The 17,899-nt window shown below is 71.0% G+C and carries 12 protein-coding genes; 5 read left to right on the top strand and 7 right to left on the bottom strand.

The window, feature by feature from the left end:
• The first annotated feature begins 3 nt into the window (after window positions 1-3).
• The 5 genes from addB to P7L68_RS26290 all read left to right on the top strand — a co-directional run bounded on the left by addB (window position 4) and on the right by P7L68_RS26290 (window position 10,774).
• Complete coding sequence (gene addB, locus P7L68_RS26310) at window positions 4-3,099, top strand: double-strand break repair protein AddB (protein WP_372002748.1); 3,096 nt, start codon at window positions 4-6, stop codon at window positions 3,097-3,099.
• Entirely contained in the window at window positions 3,096-6,587 is a 3,492-nt protein-coding gene (addA, locus tag P7L68_RS26305) for a double-strand break repair helicase AddA (RefSeq protein ID WP_372002747.1), read from the top strand. Before addB ends, addA begins: the two co-directional genes overlap by 4 nt.
• A 164-nt stretch (window positions 6,588-6,751) precedes the next feature.
• Window positions 6,752-7,075 (top strand): thioredoxin TrxA, encoded by a 324-nt coding sequence (gene trxA / locus P7L68_RS26300; protein WP_014746756.1) that lies wholly within the window; start codon window positions 6,752-6,754, stop codon window positions 7,073-7,075.
• Between the two features lie 71 nt (window positions 7,076-7,146).
• Window positions 7,147-8,469 carry a hypothetical protein gene (locus P7L68_RS26295; RefSeq protein ID WP_372002746.1) on the top strand — a complete coding sequence of 441 codons (1,323 nt, stop codon included), beginning with the start codon at window positions 7,147-7,149 and terminating at the stop codon, window positions 8,467-8,469.
• Window positions 8,447-10,774, top strand: a complete 2,328-nt coding sequence (locus P7L68_RS26290; RefSeq protein WP_372002745.1) for an adenylate/guanylate cyclase domain-containing protein — start codon at window positions 8,447-8,449, stop codon at window positions 10,772-10,774. Before P7L68_RS26295 ends, P7L68_RS26290 begins: the two co-directional genes overlap by 23 nt.
• A gap of 18 nt (window positions 10,775-10,792) precedes the next feature.
• On the opposite strand, the gene P7L68_RS26285 is transcribed toward P7L68_RS26290, so the two are convergent.
• Genes P7L68_RS26285 through pyrF form a run of 7 tightly spaced genes read right to left on the bottom strand, consistent with a single transcriptional unit; the run spans window position 10,793 to window position 17,777 of the window.
• The gene (locus P7L68_RS26285; protein WP_372002744.1) at window positions 10,793-11,683 is read right to left on the bottom strand and encodes an alpha/beta fold hydrolase; all 891 of its coding nucleotides are present in this window, start codon (window positions 11,681-11,683) and stop codon (window positions 10,793-10,795) included.
• 50 nt (window positions 11,684-11,733) lie between these two features.
• Window positions 11,734-13,071 (bottom strand): folylpolyglutamate synthase/dihydrofolate synthase family protein, encoded by a 1,338-nt coding sequence (locus P7L68_RS26280; RefSeq protein ID WP_372002743.1) that lies wholly within the window; start codon window positions 13,069-13,071, stop codon window positions 11,734-11,736.
• Between the two features lie 58 nt (window positions 13,072-13,129).
• Entirely contained in the window at window positions 13,130-14,149 is a 1,020-nt protein-coding gene (gene accD / locus P7L68_RS26275) for an acetyl-CoA carboxylase, carboxyltransferase subunit beta (protein WP_372002742.1), read from the bottom strand.
• Window positions 14,150-14,203: 54 nt separating this feature from the next.
• The gene (trpA, locus tag P7L68_RS26270) at window positions 14,204-15,067 is read right to left on the bottom strand and encodes a tryptophan synthase subunit alpha (RefSeq protein ID WP_372002741.1); all 864 of its coding nucleotides are present in this window, start codon (window positions 15,065-15,067) and stop codon (window positions 14,204-14,206) included.
• A gap of 5 nt (window positions 15,068-15,072) precedes the next feature.
• Window positions 15,073-16,287 carry a tryptophan synthase subunit beta gene (gene trpB, locus P7L68_RS26265; RefSeq protein ID WP_372002740.1) on the bottom strand — a complete coding sequence of 405 codons (1,215 nt, stop codon included), beginning with the start codon at window positions 16,285-16,287 and terminating at the stop codon, window positions 15,073-15,075.
• Between the two features lie 20 nt (window positions 16,288-16,307).
• Entirely contained in the window at window positions 16,308-17,012 is a 705-nt protein-coding gene (locus P7L68_RS26260; protein WP_372002739.1) for a phosphoribosylanthranilate isomerase, read from the bottom strand.
• A 3-nt stretch (window positions 17,013-17,015) separates the two neighbouring features.
• A complete protein-coding gene (gene pyrF / locus P7L68_RS26255) occupies window positions 17,016-17,777 on the bottom strand; it encodes an orotidine-5'-phosphate decarboxylase (RefSeq protein ID WP_372002738.1) in 762 nt (253 codons plus the stop codon).
• Window positions 17,778-17,899 lie beyond the last annotated feature (122 nt).

Genomic DNA, 17,899 nt, shown 5'->3' with positions numbered 1-17,899 from the left:
GCCATGGCCCGCTGGCCGCAAGGGGTCTGGCGCATCCCGGCCGGGACCGGCTTCCTGGACGCGCTGGCCCGCGGGCTGATCGCTGCCGCCGATGGCGATCCTGAGCGGCTGGGGCGGATGACCGTGCTGCTGCCGACCCGGCGCGCGATCGACGAACTGGCCCGGGCCTTCCTGATCGCCGCCGATGGCGAGGCGGCCTTGCTGCCGCGGCTGAAGCCGCTCGGCGATGTCGAGGCCGAAGAGCTGATGCTGGCGGAGGCCGGGGATCCCGGGAGTGCCGCCGACATTCTGGACCTGCCGCCGGCGATGTCGCCGCTGGCCCGCCGGCTGCGGCTGGCGCGGCTGATCGAGCGCTGGAGCGCCCGGGATCATGGCCAGGCCCTGACGCTCGACGAGGCGGCGCGGCTGGCTGATGCGCTGGCCAGACTGCTCGACGAAGCGCTGGTCGAGGATGTGGATCTTGCCTGTCTGGACCGGCTGGTACCGGACGCCTATGCGAAGCATTGGCAGGAAGTGCTGGCCTTCGTCGACATCGTCCGCCGCTTCTGGCCTGCGATCCTGGCTGAATCCGGCGCGATCGACGCCATTGACCGCCGTAACCGGCTGATCCGGGCCGAGGCGGCGCGGCTGGAGGCCGATCCGCCGGTCGATCCGGTGATCGTTGCCGGATCGACCGGCAGTCAGGCGGCGACCCGGGCGCTGATCCGGGTGATTGCCCGCCTGCCGAATGGGGCGGTGGTGCTGCCCGCGCTGGACGAGAGCCCGGACGAGGACACCCGGGCCGCCATCCGCCAGGACCCGACCCATCCGCAGCACGGCCTGACCCGTCTGCTCGACGAACTGGGCCTGACGGCCGCGGCCATACCGGTGTGGCCGGGTGTGCCGGCGGCCGCGGCCCGTGCCGGCCGCGACCGGCGGGTGCTGCTGACCGAGGCCTTCCGACCGGCGGAGACCACCGACCGCTGGGCCGATCTCTCCCATGTCCGGGTGGCGGCGCTGGAGGGGCTGACCCGGCTGGAGGCGCCGGATCCGCGAACCGAGGCGACGGCGATCGCGCTCGCCCTGCGCGAGACGCTGGAAGTACCCGGCAGGACCGCGATGCTGGTCACCCCCGACCGTCGTCTCGCCCGCCGGGTGACCGGGGAACTCCGCCGCTGGGGGCTGGATATCGACGACAGTGCCGGCCGGCCGTTGATGACATCGGGGCCTGCCGTGTTCCTGGACCTGATCGCCCGTGCCGCCGCCGAGCGCATGGCGCCCGTGCCGCTGCTGGCGCTGGTCAAGCATCCGCTGGCGGGTGGCGGCCTGCCGCCCGGGCGGTTCCGGGCGGGCGGGCGGCTGCTCGAACGAACCCTGCTGCGGGGGCCGCGGCCGGCGGCCGATATCGCCGGGCTTCGCGCAGCCCTGGACGGCGCCCTGGCGGATGAGGGCGCGCGCGATGCCGGGCGCATCCGCCTGGCGGCTGCGGAACTCGGTCCCTGGATCGACCGGCTGGAGGCGTGTGTCGGGGATTTCGCCGCGGCGATGACGGCAGGCGAGGCGCCGTTCGATGCCCTGCTCGATGCCCATGTCGCTGCGGCCGAGGCGCTGGCCGAGGTGGCGGCCGCGGATCTTGCCGAGGCGATGGCCGCGGGCGGCACGGCGGCCCTGCCGGAGACCGGCGCCGAACGGCTCTGGCGCGGCGAGGCCGGCGAGGCGCTGATGCAGGCGCTGGCGGAGTTGCGCGACGAGGCGGGTGTTCTGGGCGATGTGCCGACCGCGCGCTATCCGGCCCTGCTCTCGGCCCTGCTGGCGGAACGCACGCTCAGGCCGCGCTGGCGCAGCCATCCCCGGCTGCAGGTGCTGGGCCCGCTGGAGGCGCGCCTGCTCTCGGCCGATCTGGTCATTCTGGGGGCGATGAACGAGGGCGACTGGCCGCGTGATCCGGGCCCCGACCCCTGGCTCAGCCCGGCCATGCGCCGCCAGGCGGGCTTCCCGCCGGCCGAGCGGCGGATCGGCCTGTCCGCGCATGATGCCTGGGCCCTGCTCTCAAGTCCCAATGTGATGGTCACCCGCTCGGCCAAGGTGGACGGCACGCCGACCGTACCGTCGCGCTGGCTGCTCAGGCTGGATGCGGTGATTGCCGGTGCCGGTCTCGCCCGGGCCGAGACGGCGGCACGGGCGGCGGTGCCGCTCATCGGCTGGGCCCGGGCGCTGGACATGGTGGAGCCGGGCCCGCGCCCGGGCCCGCCCGCGCCGGTGCCGCCGGTCGACCGGCGGCCGCGCCGGCTATCGGTCACCCAGATCGAGACCCTGATGCGCGACCCTTACGCGGTCTATGCCCGCCATGTGCTGGGGCTGGAGGCGCTGGATCCGGTGGATGCCGATCCGGGTGCCGCCGAGCGCGGTCGCTTCATCCATGCGGTGCTGGACCGGTTCCTGCGCGAACAGGCCCCGGCACCGGCCGCCCTGCCCGAGGATGCGGGTGAGCGCCTGCTGACGCTGGGGCGGCAGGTCACGGAAGAGCTGCGCCTGCCGCCTGCGGTGCTGGCCTTCTGGTGGCCGCGCTTCGAGCGTATCGCCGCCTGGTTCACCGGCATCGAACGTGCCCGCCGCGCCCATATCTCCGCCACCCTGACCGAGATCCGCGGCGAACTGGCCTTCGAGGCCCCGGGGGGGCGTTTCGTGCTGTCGGCGATCGCCGACCGGATCGACCGGCTGCCCGACGGATCCTTTGCGATCATCGATTACAAGACCGGCGCGCCGCCTTCGGCCAAGGAGGTGCAGCGCGGGCTGGCGCCGCAGCTGCCGCTGGAAGCGGCCATCCTGGATCGCGGCGGGTTCGCAGGCGTGCCGGGGGCAACCGTGTCGGAACTGGCCTTCTGGCGGCTGTCGGGCCGGCGGCCGGCCGGCGAACAGCGCTTCGTGCTCAAGCCCGGCGGAGACGCCCGGGCACTGATCGATGACGCGGCGGCGGGGCTCGTGCGGCTGATTACCGCTTTCGACCAGCCCGACCAGCCCTACCATGCCCGGCCGCGTGCCTGGGCGGCCCCGCGCTACTCGGATTACGTCCATCTCGCCCGGGTGCAGGAATGGCAGGCAGGGGAGGACGAGGCATGAGCCGGGAACAGGCGATCGCCGCCGATCCCGCCCTCTCAGTCTGGGTGGGGGCCTCGGCCGGGACCGGCAAGACCAAGGTGCTGACCGACCGCGTGCTGCGGCTCATGCTGGCCGGGGCCGCGCCCGAGCGGATCCTGTGCATCACCTTCACCAAGGCCGCGGCGGCGGAGATGGCACTCCGTCTGTCGGGCCGCCTGGCGCGCTGGGCGACGGCGGATGCCGGGCTGCTGACGGACGAGCTTTTTGCATTGCTCGGGCGGAGGCCGGCCGTGTCGGAACTCGCCACGGCACGGCGGTTGTTCGCGCGGCTGCTCGACACGCCGGGCGGCATGAACATCCAGACCATTCATTCGCTCTGCCAGTCGCTGCTGCGGCGCTTTCCGCTGGAAGCCGGGCTGCCGCCGCATTTCGAACTGATGGACGAGCGCGATGCGGCCGAACTGATCGCCACGGCCCGCGAGCGGCTGTTCGCCGAGGCGGCGGGCGATGCCGAACTGGGGGCGGCGGTCGACCGGCTGGCGACCCTGTTCGATGCCGAAGCCTTCGCCGGGCTGATGGCCACGGTGATCGGCGAACGCCACAGGCTGGGCCGGATCGTGGCCGCCGCGGGATCGCTGGAGGCCGCCTGCCGGCGGGTGGCGGCGGTCCACGACCTTGATCCACGGGCCACGCCCGAAAGCGAACTGGCGGCCGCCTGCGCCCCGGGCGGCTATGACGAGGTCGGGCTCAAGGCCGCCGCCGAGGCGCTGGTCGCGTCTTCCGGCAAGGATGACGTCGTGCGCGGCCGGGCGCTGGCCGGCTGGCTGGCAGCCGGCGAGGATGAGCGGGTCACCCGCTTCGAGGATCGATTGAGCGCGACCATGACCGCCGAGCGCAAGCCGCGTGCCCGGCTGATGGTCAAGGCGACCCAGGAAGCGGCTCCGGCGGCCTTTGCGGCACTTCGCCGTGAGCAGGACCGGATGGTGGAGCTGGAGGATCAGCGCCGCGCGGCTGCGACGGTTGCCGCCTCGGTGGCGCTGCTCCGCGTGGGGCACCGGCTGGCGGCGCTTTACGAGGCGCAGAAGCGCATCCGGGCACGGCTCGATTACGACGATCTGATTCTGGGGGCCGGGCGGTTGCTGGACACACCGGGCATTGCGCCCTGGGTGCTCTACAAGCTCGATGGCGGCATCATGCACCTGCTGCTCGACGAGGCCCAGGACACGAGCCCTGAACAGTGGAAGGTGGTCGAGCGGCTGACCGAGGAGTTCTTCGCCGGTGACGGTGCGGTCCACGAGCAGGCAGGCAGCGATGCGGACGGCATGCCGCTGGCGCGGACCGTCTTCGCGGTGGGGGATCCCAAGCAGTCGATCTACCGCTTCCAGCGCGCGGACCCCGCCGGCTTCAAGCGCATGCAGGCCTTTTTTGCGGCCCGGGTGACCGGTGCCGCGCGCGGCTGGCGTCCGGTTGAACTTCGCCAGTCCTTCCGGTCGGTGCGCGCGGTGCTGGATGCGGTGGACGCCGTCTTCGCGCGCCAGCCGGCGGCCGATGGTGTGGTCGAACCCGGCCAGGCCCTGCGGCACGAGGCGGCGCGCATTGGTCAGGCCGGCGTGGTGGAGGTCTGGCCGCTGGCGGTGGCCGAGAAGCTGGATCCGGACGATGCCTGGGTGGCGCCGGTGGTGCGCGAGCCCCAGGACGACCCGATGGGGCGGGTGGCGGATGCCATCGCCGGCACGATCCGCCGCTGGCTGGACGAGGGCGAGATGCTGGAGGCGCAGGGCCGCCCGGTCCGGGCCGGTGATGTGCTGATCCTGGTTCAGCGCCGCAACGCCTTCGTCGGCCGCATGGCGCGGGCGCTGAAGGTTGCAGGCGTGCCGGTGGCGGGTGTGGACCGGATGGCGTTGATTGAGCAGATCGCGGTTGCCGACCTGGTCGCCCTGGGGCGCGCACTGCTGCTGCCCGAGGACGATCTGACGCTGGCGGCGGTGCTCAAGGGGCCGATCATCGGCCTCGACGAGGCGGCGCTCTACCGGGCGGCGGTCGATCGTCGGACCTCCGACGGCCGGATGCCGCTGATCCGCGCCCTGCGGGAGCGCGCCCACGGCGACGCCGTGCTTCGCGCGGCGGCAGAGACCCTGTCGAAGCTGGCTCGCGCGGCCGACCGCATGGGGCCCTATGACTTTTACGCCGATCTGCTGGCGGCCCAGGGGGGGCGGCAGCGGCTGGTGGCGCGGCTCGGCCCCGAGGCCGAGGACGCGATCGACGAGTTCCTGAACCTGGCGCTGGCTTTCGAGCAGACCGAGCCGCCGAGCCTGGAAGGTTTCCTCGCCTGGGTCGGGCGGAGCGCCGTGGAGGTGAAGCGCGACCTGGAGCAGGGCCGCGACGAGGTCCGGATCATGACCGTGCACGGCGCCAAGGGGCTGCAGGCGCCGGTGGTGTTTCTGCCAGATACCATCCGCCTGCCGCGCCCCCCGGCGGGACCGGTCTGGCTGGAGGATCCGGCGCCGATGCTGCTGATCTCGCCCGGGTCGGCCGATGTCTCCGACATGGTGCGTGATGCCCAGGCGGCGACGGCGATGGAAGACCGGCAGGAATACCGCCGGTTGCTTTACGTCGCCATGACGCGGGCGGCCGACCGGCTTTATGTCTGCGGCTGGCACGGCAAGCCCGATGCCCCTGCGGACAGCTGGTATGCCCTGGTTCAGGGGGCGCTGGCGGGAATGGCGGAACCGTCTGAGATGGCACTGCCGGGAGGTATTGCCGGTCCAGGCTGGCGGCTCACCTGCCCGCAGGATGGCCCGGCGACACCAGGATCCGTCGAGGCGGCGGGGCCCGAGATGGCGGCGGTCGGCCTGCCGCCGGCGCTGCATCCCGATCGGGGCCTGCCGCCCGAACCGGTGCCGTCGCGGCCTCTGGCGCCGTCGCGGCCCGATGACGATCCGCCGCCGGCCCGATCGCCATTGGGTGATGCCGGCGTGCGTCACTTCCGCCGCGGCCGGCTGGTCCACCGTCTCTTGCAGGTGCTGCCGGATCTGGACCCGGCCGTCCGCGCCGACGCCGCCCGCCGTTTCCTGGCGGCCCCCGCCCATGGCCTCGCCCCCGACGAGGTGGCGCCGCTGGCGGCGGAGGTGGAGGCGGTGCTGACGCATCCGGATTTCGCGCCGATCTTCGGGCCGGGCTCGCGCGCCGAGGTACCGCTGGGCGCGGTGATCGGGTCCCGCGTGATCTCGGGCGCGGTCGACCGGCTGTTGATTGCGGAGGATCGTGTGCTGGTGGTGGACTACAAGACCGACCGGCCACCGCCGTCCGACCCGGTCCGGGTGGCCCGGCACTACCTGCGCCAGATGGCCGCTTATCGGGCAGTTCTGCGCCGGATCTACCCCGGCCGTCGGGTGGAGACGGCGCTGGTCTGGACGGACGGGCCGTCCCTGATGCATCTGCCGGACGATCTGCTCGACCGATGGGCTCCGGATCCGGATGCCGGCGACCCGACGGAACGTCGAGGTTGAATTGCACCCGATCCACGGATTGCCGCCGTGCATCCGGTGCAAAGGTCGGTGTGCTTGACCGTCTCCCCGTGGCTTTCTACATTGAGCCAAGCGCGCCCGCCGGCCTCGTCATGCCGGCTTCCGCCGGCCTCCGCGGCCGCTCACGATTTGAGGGGACAACTCCCATGGCCATCGCCACCGTCACCGACAGCTCGTTCGAGCAGGATGTGCTGAAGTCCGAAACGCCCGTCCTGGTCGATTACTGGGCCGAGTGGTGCGGCCCCTGCCGGATGATCGCTCCGGCGCTGGAGGACCTGTCGAAGGAATTCGACGGCAAGGTCACCATTGCCAAGCTGAACATCGACCACAACCCGCAGACCCCGTCCAAGTACGGTGTGCGCGGCATCCCGACCCTGATGGTCTTCAAGGGCGGCCAGATTGCGGCCACCAAGGTCGGCGCGATGCAGAAGAGCGATCTGGCGAAGTGGATCAAGTCGGTCGTCGGCTGACCTCCGCTTCCGGCCCAGCCGGAACCGATATCGAGGCCCGCACTGTCCCCGGGGACGGTGCGGGCCTTGTTTTGCCCGGCTTTGGTGCCATACCAGACCTCGATCCTGCAATCGGCCGGGCGCTGGATGCGATCTATGCCGGTGCCATGGCGGCACGCCCGACGAAGCCGGGCTTCGATCGCGATCTGCGCCGGCCGCACCGGCTGCTGGGGCTGATCGCCGCCGCCGGGCTGATGCCCGATCCGGACCGGGTGATCCTGGTCACGGGATCCAAGGGCAAAGGCAGTACCGCCCGGTTGATCGCGGCAGGCGAGACGGCGGCAGGTCGTCGGACCCTGCTTTTCACCTCGCCCGAGGAGACCACCGCACTCGACCGCATCCGGCTGGATGGTGCGGTGATCAGGGGGGAAGATTTCCTGCGCCATCATGCGGCGCTTGCCCCGCAGGTCGAGGCACTGGCGGCGCGCCTGCCCTCGGGCGAGGCGCTGTCGCCTTTCGGCCAGTTCCTGGCCATCGCCCTAGCGCATGCCAGGGAAACCGGGGCCGGGCGGCTGGTGATCGAGACCGGCCGGGGGGCGGCCCATGACGAGGCCGGCCGGCTTCGGGCGCGAATCGGGGTGGTGACCGCGATCCTGCCCGAGCATCTGGACCGGCTGGGCCCGACGCTGGCCGATGTCGCGGCCGAGAAGCTCGACATCCGCAGGCGCTGCGGCTGCACCATCCTGACCGCTGCCGCCGCCACGGCCGGGCAGGCGGCGGGCATCCACCCTGCAAACGCCCTGGTGGTTCCGGCCCTCCCGCCGGATGCGGCGGATGACCGGCCGGGCTGGCTGCGCCAGGATCTGGCACTGGCCCATGCGGCGCTTGCAGCTGATGGCATCGACCCCACGACGCCCGGGATCGCGGCGGCGCTGGACCGGATGGCCGCTTCGGTGCCGTCCTGGGGGCGGATGATGACCGGGGATGGACGCGAGATCGGGTGGGAAGCGGCCGTGCAGGCGGCGAGCCTCGATGCCGGCCGCCTGGCCCGACTGGCGGATACAGGCTGGCGGGTTTTGCTCTCGGTCACCGACGACAAGGATGTCGACGGGTTGGTCGATACGCTTGCAGGCGCCGGGCTGCCCACGCAAGCGGTGGTGCTTCAGGGGCGCCGCGGGCCGCTGGTCCACGGCGCAGCCGTGCATCGCCGGCTGGCGGCCCGGCTGGGGCAGGGGCTGGAGGCACCGCTTCGGGGACCGATCGACCACGACGACGTGCCGGCCATGGCCCGGCTGCTGTACGATACGGGCGGCGCCAATGCGACCCCCGTGCTTGCGGTCGGCACCCAGACCTTTCTGCGCCTTGTCCGCGCCGCCATCAGGACCCTGCCCGATGCCCGATCGTCCTCGCCGTGACGTTGCCCCCCGCAGCCGCGACGCGCTGGGCCGCCTGCAGCTGCCGCCGCCCGCGGCCATGCCGCTGGATGCCGAGGCGGCGATGGTGGTCGCGGCGGTCGCGGGGCGGATGGCCGGCGATCTGATCCAGGCGGTCAGTTTCGAGCAGGTCTTCGACGGCATGAACCGCGGCCTGGTCGAAGCCGGCCTGCCGATCCGCCGGGTCTATCTCGCCTTCCGGACCCTTCATCCGCTGATCGCGGCCGTATCCTTCTTCTGGCAGGCGGGCCAGCCGGTGGAGCGGATGGTGATGGCCCATGGCCTGGCCGGTGTGTCCGAGGCCTGGCAGCGCTCGCCGCTCAACTATCTGTTGACCCATGACCTGCACTGGATGCGCCGCCGGCTGACGGGGCCGGAGGCGAGCCGCGAATTTGCGCTGTTCGAGGATCTGGTCGCCGAAGGCATGACCGACTATGTCGCGACCGGCACGGCCTTCGGCAGCGGTCTGGGCGGCAATGGCGTGCTCGCCTCGTGGACCGCCGATGCCCCCGACGGGTTCAGCGATCGCGACCTGGCCATTCTTTCGGCGTTGCAGGTGCATCTGGCGGCAGCCTGCCGGCTGGCCTTCACGGCCCAGGTCTCGGATACGGTGGCCATGACCTATCTGGGCCAGCATGCCGGCCGGCGGGTGTTGTCGGGCCAGATCCGGCGCGGCGATGGCGAGCTGATCCCGGCGGCGATCTTCCTGTCGGATCTGCGCGGCTCGACTGCGATCGCCGAGCAGCTGGGCGTCGGCCGGTTCATGGAACTGGTGAACCGCTATTTCGAATGCGCCGCCGAACCGGTGCTGGGGGCGGGCGGCGAGGTGCTGTCGTTGATGGGCGACAGCGTGCTCGCAATCTTTCCGCTGGCGGTCTTTGGCGACGAGGTCGAGGCCGCCTGCGATGCCGCCCTGGCGGCGGCACGCGATGCCGAACGCCGGCTGGAGCTGTGGAACCGCGAGCGTGCGGCCGAGGGCGAAGCACGCGTCGATTTCGGCATCGGTCTGCATCTGGGACGGGTGATGTTCGGCAATATCGGCACCGCCGAACGGTTGCAGTTTACCGCCATCGACCGGTCGATCAACGAGACGGCGCGGCTGGAGGATCTGACCAAGACGCTGGGCCATCGGATCATTGCCAGCGGCTCCTTTGCCGCCCGGGCCACCGCGGCCTGGCGATCGCTGGGCCGCGTGCAGCTGCGCGGCTCGGCGCGGGAGCAGGAGGTGTTCACCCCGGCGCCTGCCGCCAACCGTCTGGCGATTGCTGCCGATGTCGATGCAGGCGGGCCACCCTGCCCTGTGCCGCCCGATCTGGTGGTTCACGCCGACTGGAGCGTCGACGGCCGCAAGCGCTGGATGGCCGTGGCGACGCGGATGGAGGATGGCCGTTACGCCGCGGGTGTGCCGGAACCGGTGGGGCCGGTCGATACCCTGATCACCCGGCTGTTGGCGCGTGCCCGGGGGGGCCGGGTACTGCTGGGGCTGGATGTGGTGCTGGGCCTGCCGGCAGCCTATGCCGGGCTGCTGGGAGCCACGCGGTTCGTGGATGCGCTCGACCGGTTCGCGCTCGCGCCCGAAGGGCTGGAGCCGGCGATGCGGCCCGAGGAGATCTCGCCCGGCCGGCCGTTCTTTCCGCGACGGCCCGGGCAGGGGCAGGGCGGGCCGGCCGAGCTTGCCCGCCGGCTTGGACTGGACGGACCCGATGATCTGCGGCGGATCTGCGAGCATGCAACCATCGCCCGCCGGGCGGCGGCCCCGTTGTTCTGGACCATGGGTCCCGCCCAGGTCGGCCGCGCAGCCGCCCATGTCTGGCGGCATCTGCTGATCCCCGCCCGCCGTGACGGGCTGGATCTGGGGCTCTGGCCCTTCGACGGCCGGTTGGGCGAGCTGGTCGAACGCCATGCCCTTACCGTGGTCGAGGCCTATCCGGCGGCCTTCCATCGCCATCTGGGGGTGCGGCTGGGCCGTCAGGCCACCAATGGCCGGGGCAGCAAACGCAACCGCAACGATCGTGCCGCCAATGCCGCCACCCTGATGGAAGCGGCCCGTCGGTTGGATCTTGTGATCGATATGGACCTGGTCGCCGAGTTGGGCGACGGTTTCGGCAATGCGAGCCAGGGCGAGGACCGGTTCGATGCCGTGGTCGGGTTGATGGGCATGCTGCAGGTGTTGGCCGGCGCACGCCCCACCGGTGAGCCCCGGCTGGCACCGGTCACCACCGTCGAAGGCTGGATTCTGGGGCAATCCCCGGCTGAGTTGAAACTGCCCGAAGACTGCTTTTCCTGATCAGCCCCGTTTTCCCGATCAGCCCCGCGCGTCGGCTGCCCGGATGTGGGCGGCGAGCGGGGCCAGGAACAGCGGCGTCGCAGCCTCGGTGATCAGATGGCCGAGGCCTTGAATCACATGCAGGCGGGCACCTGAAATACGCTCCACACCTTCCCGTACCCGGTCCAGCGCGACCACCGGGTCGGCTGTGCCGTGGATGAACAGGGTGGGGCAGATGATCTGGCCCAGCAGCTCGCGGCGGTCCATCGTGCTCTCGATTGCCGCCATCTGCCGGCCGGTGCCGAGCGGCCGGTAGCTGCGGGCGACGGCCCGGGTGATCCGCCGGCGGTGCTCGTCGTCGGACGCCTGAAGTGCCGTGCCGTCGAGCAGGCGGGACTGGGCAACGAACAGCTCGATATCGGGCTCATGAAGCAGGCGCTCCGCCCGGGCGGCACCCAGAGCGTCGCGGACCTCGGCCTTCGCTTCCACCTGCCGGCGGCCGCCGGTCGAGGACAGGCAGGTGAGCGAGGCCACGCGGCTCTGCTCGGTGGCGGCGATGATCTGGGTGATCCGCCCGCCCATCGAATAGCCGACCAGATGCACCCGATCGAGACCCAGCCGGTCGAGCAGGGCGACCACGTCGCGGGCCATGTCGAACAGGTCATAGGCCTGGGGCGGCGAGGCGCCCGGCTCTCCCAGCACCACCGGCCCGAAGGCGGTGGACAGCCCGGCATCGCGGTTGTCGAGCAGCAGCACCGGATGGTCGGCTCCCAGATCGTCCAGAAAGGCCTCGGGCCATTCCGGCCCCTGCATCGACAGGCCGTGGACGAATACCACCGGCATCCCGCCCGGCCGGCCCGCGGGCAGCAGGGTATGGGCGATGGAGACGTGACCGAGATCGGCGGTGGAGAAGACGGGGATGGCGGCCATTGATGCGGTTCCTGAAGAGAGATCGGCTCCGGGCAGTGAGCGGGCGAAGGTCAGGCGGCAGCCTCGGCATCTGCGGGTTCCAGCGCGGCGAGGACGTCGCCGGCCAGGTAGAGCGAGCCGAAGATCAGGATGCGATGGGCGATGTGGGGATCGACGGCGGCAATCGCTGCCTGCCAGCTCTCGGCCGGGGCGGCATCGATCCCGGCCCTGTGGGCGAGGTCGGCCAGCATCTGCGGGTCATGCGAGGGATGGCCGGGTATGGCGATGGTGGCAAGACGGATCCGGCCGGCCAGTGGTGCCAGGCCGCTGATCACCGCATCGGCATCCTTCCGGGCGAGCAGGCCCAGCACCAGCAGCATCGGCCGGTCGGACCAGGGGCCCAGACTGTGACGGACAAGCGCATCGACCGCATCGGGGTTGTGGCCGCCGTCGATCCAGATCTCGTGACGACCGGCAGGATCGAGCACCGGCAGCGCCCGGGCAATCTCCGCCGTCACCGGCTGCAACCGCCCCGGGTGGCGGACGGTGCGGAGCCCCTCGGCCAGGGCGGCGGCATGACCGAGCGGCGCCAGCGCCGGTATGTCTGCGGCGGCAAGTCGGGCGAGGGTGAGGGCGAGACCGGCATTCCAGGCCTGGTGGTCGCCGATCAGGGCCGGCAGTGGCCAGATGCCGTCGGCAGGTCCGCCGCTGATCACCAGGCGGTCCGCCTCCAGTGCCGCCTGCCAGTCGCGCCCCCCCTCCGTAAAGGGTGCCTGCATGCGCAGCGCGGCTGCACGGATCACCGCTGCCGCATCGGACATCTGCGCGACGGTGGCGGCGGGGCAGCCCTGCTTGATGATCGCCGCCTTTTCGGCCGCGATCAGCGCCGGGGTATCACCCAGGAATTCCATATGGTCGAGCGCGATACGGGTGATGCCGACCGCGGCAGGCCGGGCGACGAGGTTGGTCGCATCCAGCCGTCCGCCGAGCCCGGTTTCCAGGATGACCAGATCGGCCGGGGTCTCGGCGAAGGCCAGGAAGGCGGCGGCGGTGGTGATCTCGAAAAAAGTGATCGGCCGGCCGGCATTGACCTCTTCGATCCGGGCCAGGAGCCGGGCCAGCACCGGTTCGGCGATCGGCCGGCCGCCGAGGGCGATGCGTTCGTGGAAGCGGACCAGATGCGGTGAGGTATAGGCATGGGCGCAGAGCCCGGCGGCGCGGGCGATGGCCGAGAGATAAGCCACCACCGAGCCTTTGCCATTGGTGCCGGCCAGGTGGATCACCGGCGGCAACCGGTCCTGCGGATTGCCCAGCTCGGCGAGCAGGCGCAGGATCCGGTCGAAGCCGAGATCGATTTCGGTCGAATGCAGCCGGCCCAGCCGGTCGAGGATGGTGGCGCTGTCATCCATGGGCCGGCAGCCCCTTCACGTCGGATGGTACCCGGGCCTTCGGGGCCCGGGCGCAGTATCAGGCCTTGCGCGGCTCGTCGGTCGCAGCCGTACCCAGGGCGGGCTCGGTACGCGGTGTCGCCTCGGCGGCTTTCGTGGCGGCATTGCCGGCAGGCTTGCGCGGCGGGGTGACCGTGTTGGTCACCGGCCCGGCGATCGCCGAGCCGGGCTTGGGGGCGGCCGCCGGCGGCAGCTTCAGCAGCAGCTTCAGCGTCCGGGCCAGCGTCTCCTTCAGCGCCTTGCGCGGTACCACCATGTCGAGCATGCCGTGTTCCATCAGATACTCGGCGCGCTGGAAGCCCTCGGGCAGGGCCTCGCGAATGGTGGTCTCGATCACCCGCTGACCGGCAAAGCCGATCAGGGCGCCGGGTTCGGAGATGTGGATGTCGCCGATCATGGCGAAGGACGCGGTGACGCCGCCGGTGGTCGGGTCGGTGAAGACCACGACATAGGGCAGGCCGGCTTCCTTCACCCGGTCGACGGCGACCGTGGTGCGGGCCATCTGCATCAGCGACAGCGCGCCTTCCTGCATGCGGGCACCGCCCGAGGCGGGGAAGACGATCAGCGGGCGTTTCTTCTGCACGGCGACGGCGGCGGCCTTGACCAGGCCTTCGCCTACGCCCATGCCCATGGAGCCGCCCAGGAAATCGAAATCGAACACCGCAACCACGGCCGGCACGCCGCCGATGCGGCCCTCGCCCACCTGGATGGCATCGGTTTCGTCGGTTTTGGCCTGGGCTTCGCGCAGACGGTCGGTATAGCGCTTGCGGTCGCGGAAGCGCAGCGGATCGGCCGTCACTTTAGGCGTATCGATCCGGTCATAGGCGCCGTCGTCGAACAGCATGGCAAGCCGCTGTTTCGCCGGCAGGCGCATGTGATGGCCGCAATTGGTGCAGACATGCAGATTTTCCACCAGATCACGATGGAAGATCATCTGCTCGCAGGACGGGCATTTGTGCCAGAGATTGTCCGGCGTCGCGTCGGGCTTGCGGACCAGGGCCTGGATCTTCGGACGGACGAAGTTCGACAGCCAGCTCATGCGGTTGGGGTCTCCGTTCGGATGCCTGGGGCGGGGCGGGTCACGACGTCGCCGTCAGGCGCGGGCGGCAGCGCTCTGCACACCGCCTGCCAGCCGGCTGACCAGATCGCGGACCCGATCCGGCGCGGTTTCGGGCGCGCCGTCGGCCACCGCCTGTTCGACCTCCTGCACGATCGCCGAGCCGACCACGACGGCATCACCGATCGCCGCGAAGGCGGCTGCCTGTTCGGGAGTCTTTATACCGAAACCGATCGCCACCGGCAATTCGCTCGCCGCGCGAATCCGGGCGACCGAGGGCGCCACCCTGGAGATATCCGCCGAGGCGGTACCGGTGATGCCGGTGATCGAGACGTAGTAGAGGAAACCGCTCGCCCGGCCGACCACCGAGGGCAGACGCTCCACCGAGGTGGTGGGCGCGACCAGGCGGACCAGGGCGAGACCTGCGGGATCGGTGAAGCGGACCAGCTCCTCCTCTTCCTCGGCCGGCAGGTCGACCACGATCAGCCCGTCGACGCCGGCCGCGATTGCATCGGCGGCGAAGCGTTCGGCGCCATAGGCGTAGATCGGGTTGTAATAGCCCATCAGAATGATGGGGGTGTCGGTGTTGGTCGCGCGGAAGGCGCGGACCATGTCCAGCACCCTGATCATGGTGACCCCGGCGGCGAGGGCACGCAGCCCTGCCCGCTGGATCGCCGGGCCGTCGGCCATCGGGTCGGTGAAGGGCACGCCCAGTTCGATCACGTCGGCACCGGCCTCAGCCAGCGCGGCCAGTACCCGGGCGCCGGTTTCGAGGTCAGGGTCGCCAGCAGTCACGAAGGTGATCAACCCGGCCCGGCCCTCGGCCTTCAGCGCCGCGAAACGGCGATCGATACGGGCAGTGCCGCCCGGCACGGCGGAACGGTCGATGGTCTCAGCCATGGCGCTCACAGGTCCACTCCCAAGGCTTCGGCGACGGTGAAGACATCCTTGTCGCCGCGGCCGCACATGTTCATCACCAGAATGGCGTCGCGGGGCAGGGTGGGGGCCGTCTTGACCACCTGCGCCACCGCATGGGCGGGCTCCAGCGCCGGCAGAATGCCTTCAAGGCGGGCGCAGAGCTGGAAGGCGTCAAGCGCCTCGCGGTCGGTGACCGACTCATATTCCACCCGGCCGATATCGCGCAGCCAGGAATGTTCGGGGCCGATGCCGGGATAGTCCAGGCCGGCCGAGATCGAATGGGCGTTCAGGATCTGCCCGTCGGCATCCTGCAGCAGATAGGTGCGGTTGCCGTGCAGCACACCCGGACGGCCGCCGGCCAGCGAGGCGGCATGCTCGCCGGTCTCGATGCCGTGTCCCGCCGCCTCGACACCGATCATCCGCACGCCCTCTTCGTCGAGGAAGGGATGGAACAGGCCGATGGCGTTGGAGCCGCCGCCGATGCAGGCGACCAGCATGTCGGGCAGGCGGCCTTCACGCTCCAGCACCTGGACCTTCGTCTCTTCACCGATGATCGACTGGAAGTCGCGGACCATCATCGGATAGGGGTGCGGACCGGCGGCGGTGCCGATGCAGTAGAAGGTGTCGTCGACATTCGACACCCAGTCCCGCAGGGCTTCGTTCATCGCATCCTTGAGGGTCGCGGTGCCGGACGACACGCCGCGCACCTCGGCGCCGAGCAGGCGCATCCGGAAGACGTTGGGCTTCTGACGGACGATGTCGGTCTCGCCCATGTAAACGACGCAATCCATGCCGAGCCGCGCGCACATGGTGGCGGTGGCAACGCCGTGCTGACCGGCACCGGTCTCGGCGATGATCCGCTTCTTGCCCATGCGCTTCGCAACCAGCAGCTGGCCCAGCACGTTGTTGATCTTGTGCGCGCCGGTGTGGTTCAGCTCGTCGCGCTTGAAGTAGATCTTTGCGCCGCCCAGATGCTCCGTCAGCCGTTCGGCGAGATAGAGCGGGCTCGGCCGGCCGACATAATCGCGCTGGAACAGCGCCATCTCGGCCGCAAACTCGGGATCCTGCCGCGCCGCCTCATAGGCCTGCTCAAGCTCAAGGATCAGCGGCATCAGGGTTTCGGCGACGAAACGACCGCCGAACAGTCCGAAACGGCCGTGCTCGTCCGGCCCGGAACGGTAGGTGTTGGGTGTATGCGACATGAACCGGCTGTTCCTGACTGTCAGGTCTTGAGGTCGAAGGCGGCACGTGCCGCGGAAACGAAGGCCCGGATCGCGGCGGGATCCTTGACCCCGGGGGCGCTTTCAACGCCCGAGGATACATCGACACCCTGCGGGCTGGTGCGGGCGATGGCGTCCGCCACCGTCGCCGCGGTCAGGCCGCCGGCCAGCCACCAGGGCGTGCCGCCGATGGCGGCCGCGAAATCCGCACCGGAAAGCAGGCGCCAGTCGAAGGCCTGGCCGAGCCCGCCGGGACGGGTCGCATCGCGTGGCGGGCGGGCGTCGAGCAGCAGCAGATCGGCCGCGGCGGCAAGGGGCTTCAGGGCCGCCACATCGGCGGCATCGGCGATGCCGGCCGCCTTGATCACCGGAAGGCGATAGCGGCTGCGCACCGCTTCGATCCGCTCGGGCGTCTCATGGCCATGCAATTGCAGCAGATCGGGGGCCAGCGCGTCTACGGCAGCATCCAGTACCGGCCAGTCGGCATCGACGGTCAGCAATACCTTGGCGGGACCGTCGGCGGGCAGATCGGCCGCCAGCCGGGCCAGATCGGCATGATCGACATGCCGCGGCGAGGGGGCGAAATGCACGAAACCCAGATGAGTGGCGCCGGCCTCGATCGCCGTCCGGATCATGTCGGGCCGGTTGAGGCCGCAGATCTTGATCGCGGGGGGAAGCACAGATGAAAGGCCGGCCGGCGCGGTCATCGGTCAGGCAGCTCCCGTCAGTTCGGCCGCTGCAATCTCGCCTGCGATCCGCGCGGCGGCCTCCGCCGGATCTTCGGCGCCGGTGATCGGGCGGCCGACCACCAGCACATCGGCACCGGCGCTGCGGGCCTCGGCCGGGGTCATGACCCGCTTCTGGTCGCCGCGGGCCGCATCGGCCGGCCGGATGCCGGGCACCACCATCAGCGGCTGGGCGCCGAAACGCCCGCGCAGCCGGACGAGTTCCGTGGGCGCACAGACCACGCCCGCCGCCCCATGCGCCAGCGCCGTGTCGGTCAGCCGCAGCACCTGATCGCCCGAAGGCCCGCGCTGGCCGACCGACATCAGATCGGTGTCGTCCAGGCTGGTGAGCACGGTGACGGCCACCACGGCCGGCGGGGTGGCGATACCCAGCCGGTCGGCCGCCTCGGCGGCCGCTTCACGTGCGGCGCGGATCATGGCAGGACCACCCGAGGCATGGATGGTGAGCAGAGCCGGCGCCAGCGGCGCCACGGCGCGCACGGCGCCGGCGACCGTATTCGGAATGTCGTGGAATTTCAGATCCAGGAACAGCGGCAGATCGGGCGCTGCCGACCGCACCGCCTGCACGCCCCCGGCCCCATTGGCCATGAAGAATTCGAGCCCGAGCTTGATGCCGCCGACGGACGAGGCGACCGCACGGGCCAGCGCCGCGGCGCGGCCGGCATCGGTCGTGTCGATGGCGACGAAGAGCGGATTGTCGAAACGGGGAGGCGTGATCTTGCTCATGGTCTTCCGGTATGTCGCGAACCTCCGGGCTTATACCAGAGGCCGAAGCCCGCTTCCTACACCATTCCGGGCGTGCCGGCTGCCGGGTCGCAGCGTCACATGGGGCCGGTGGAGGGGCGGGG

It is taken from the genome of Tistrella mobilis (genome assembly GCF_041468085.1).
GTDB lineage: Bacteria > Pseudomonadota > Alphaproteobacteria > Tistrellales > Tistrellaceae > Tistrella > Tistrella mobilis_A.
Note: the sequence above shows the minus strand (reverse complement) of the source record. Positions and strands in the feature narration are given on the sequence as shown.

Coding starts and splice junctions, on each gene's coding strand:
- accD (WP_372002742.1), bottom strand. CDS start 14,149: ATGAGCTGGCTGTCGAACTTCGTCCGTCCGAAGATCCAGGCCCTGGTC.
- P7L68_RS26290 (WP_372002745.1), top strand. CDS start 8,447: ATGCCCGATCGTCCTCGCCGTGACGTTGCCCCCCGCAGCCGCGACGCG.
- P7L68_RS26260 (WP_372002739.1), bottom strand. CDS start 17,012: ATGACCGCGCCGGCCGGCCTTTCATCTGTGCTTCCCCCCGCGATCAAG.
- P7L68_RS26285 (WP_372002744.1), bottom strand. CDS start 11,683: ATGGCCGCCATCCCCGTCTTCTCCACCGCCGATCTCGGTCACGTCTCC.
- addA (WP_372002747.1), top strand. CDS start 3,096: ATGAGCCGGGAACAGGCGATCGCCGCCGATCCCGCCCTCTCAGTCTGG.
- P7L68_RS26280 (WP_372002743.1), bottom strand. CDS start 13,071: ATGGATGACAGCGCCACCATCCTCGACCGGCTGGGCCGGCTGCATTCG.
- addB (WP_372002748.1), top strand. CDS start 4: ATGGCCCGCTGGCCGCAAGGGGTCTGGCGCATCCCGGCCGGGACCGGC.
- pyrF (WP_372002738.1), bottom strand. CDS start 17,777: ATGAGCAAGATCACGCCTCCCCGTTTCGACAATCCGCTCTTCGTCGCC.
- trxA (WP_014746756.1), top strand. CDS start 6,752: ATGGCCATCGCCACCGTCACCGACAGCTCGTTCGAGCAGGATGTGCTG.
- trpA (WP_372002741.1), bottom strand. CDS start 15,067: ATGGCTGAGACCATCGACCGTTCCGCCGTGCCGGGCGGCACTGCCCGT.
- trpB (WP_372002740.1), bottom strand. CDS start 16,287: ATGTCGCATACACCCAACACCTACCGTTCCGGGCCGGACGAGCACGGC.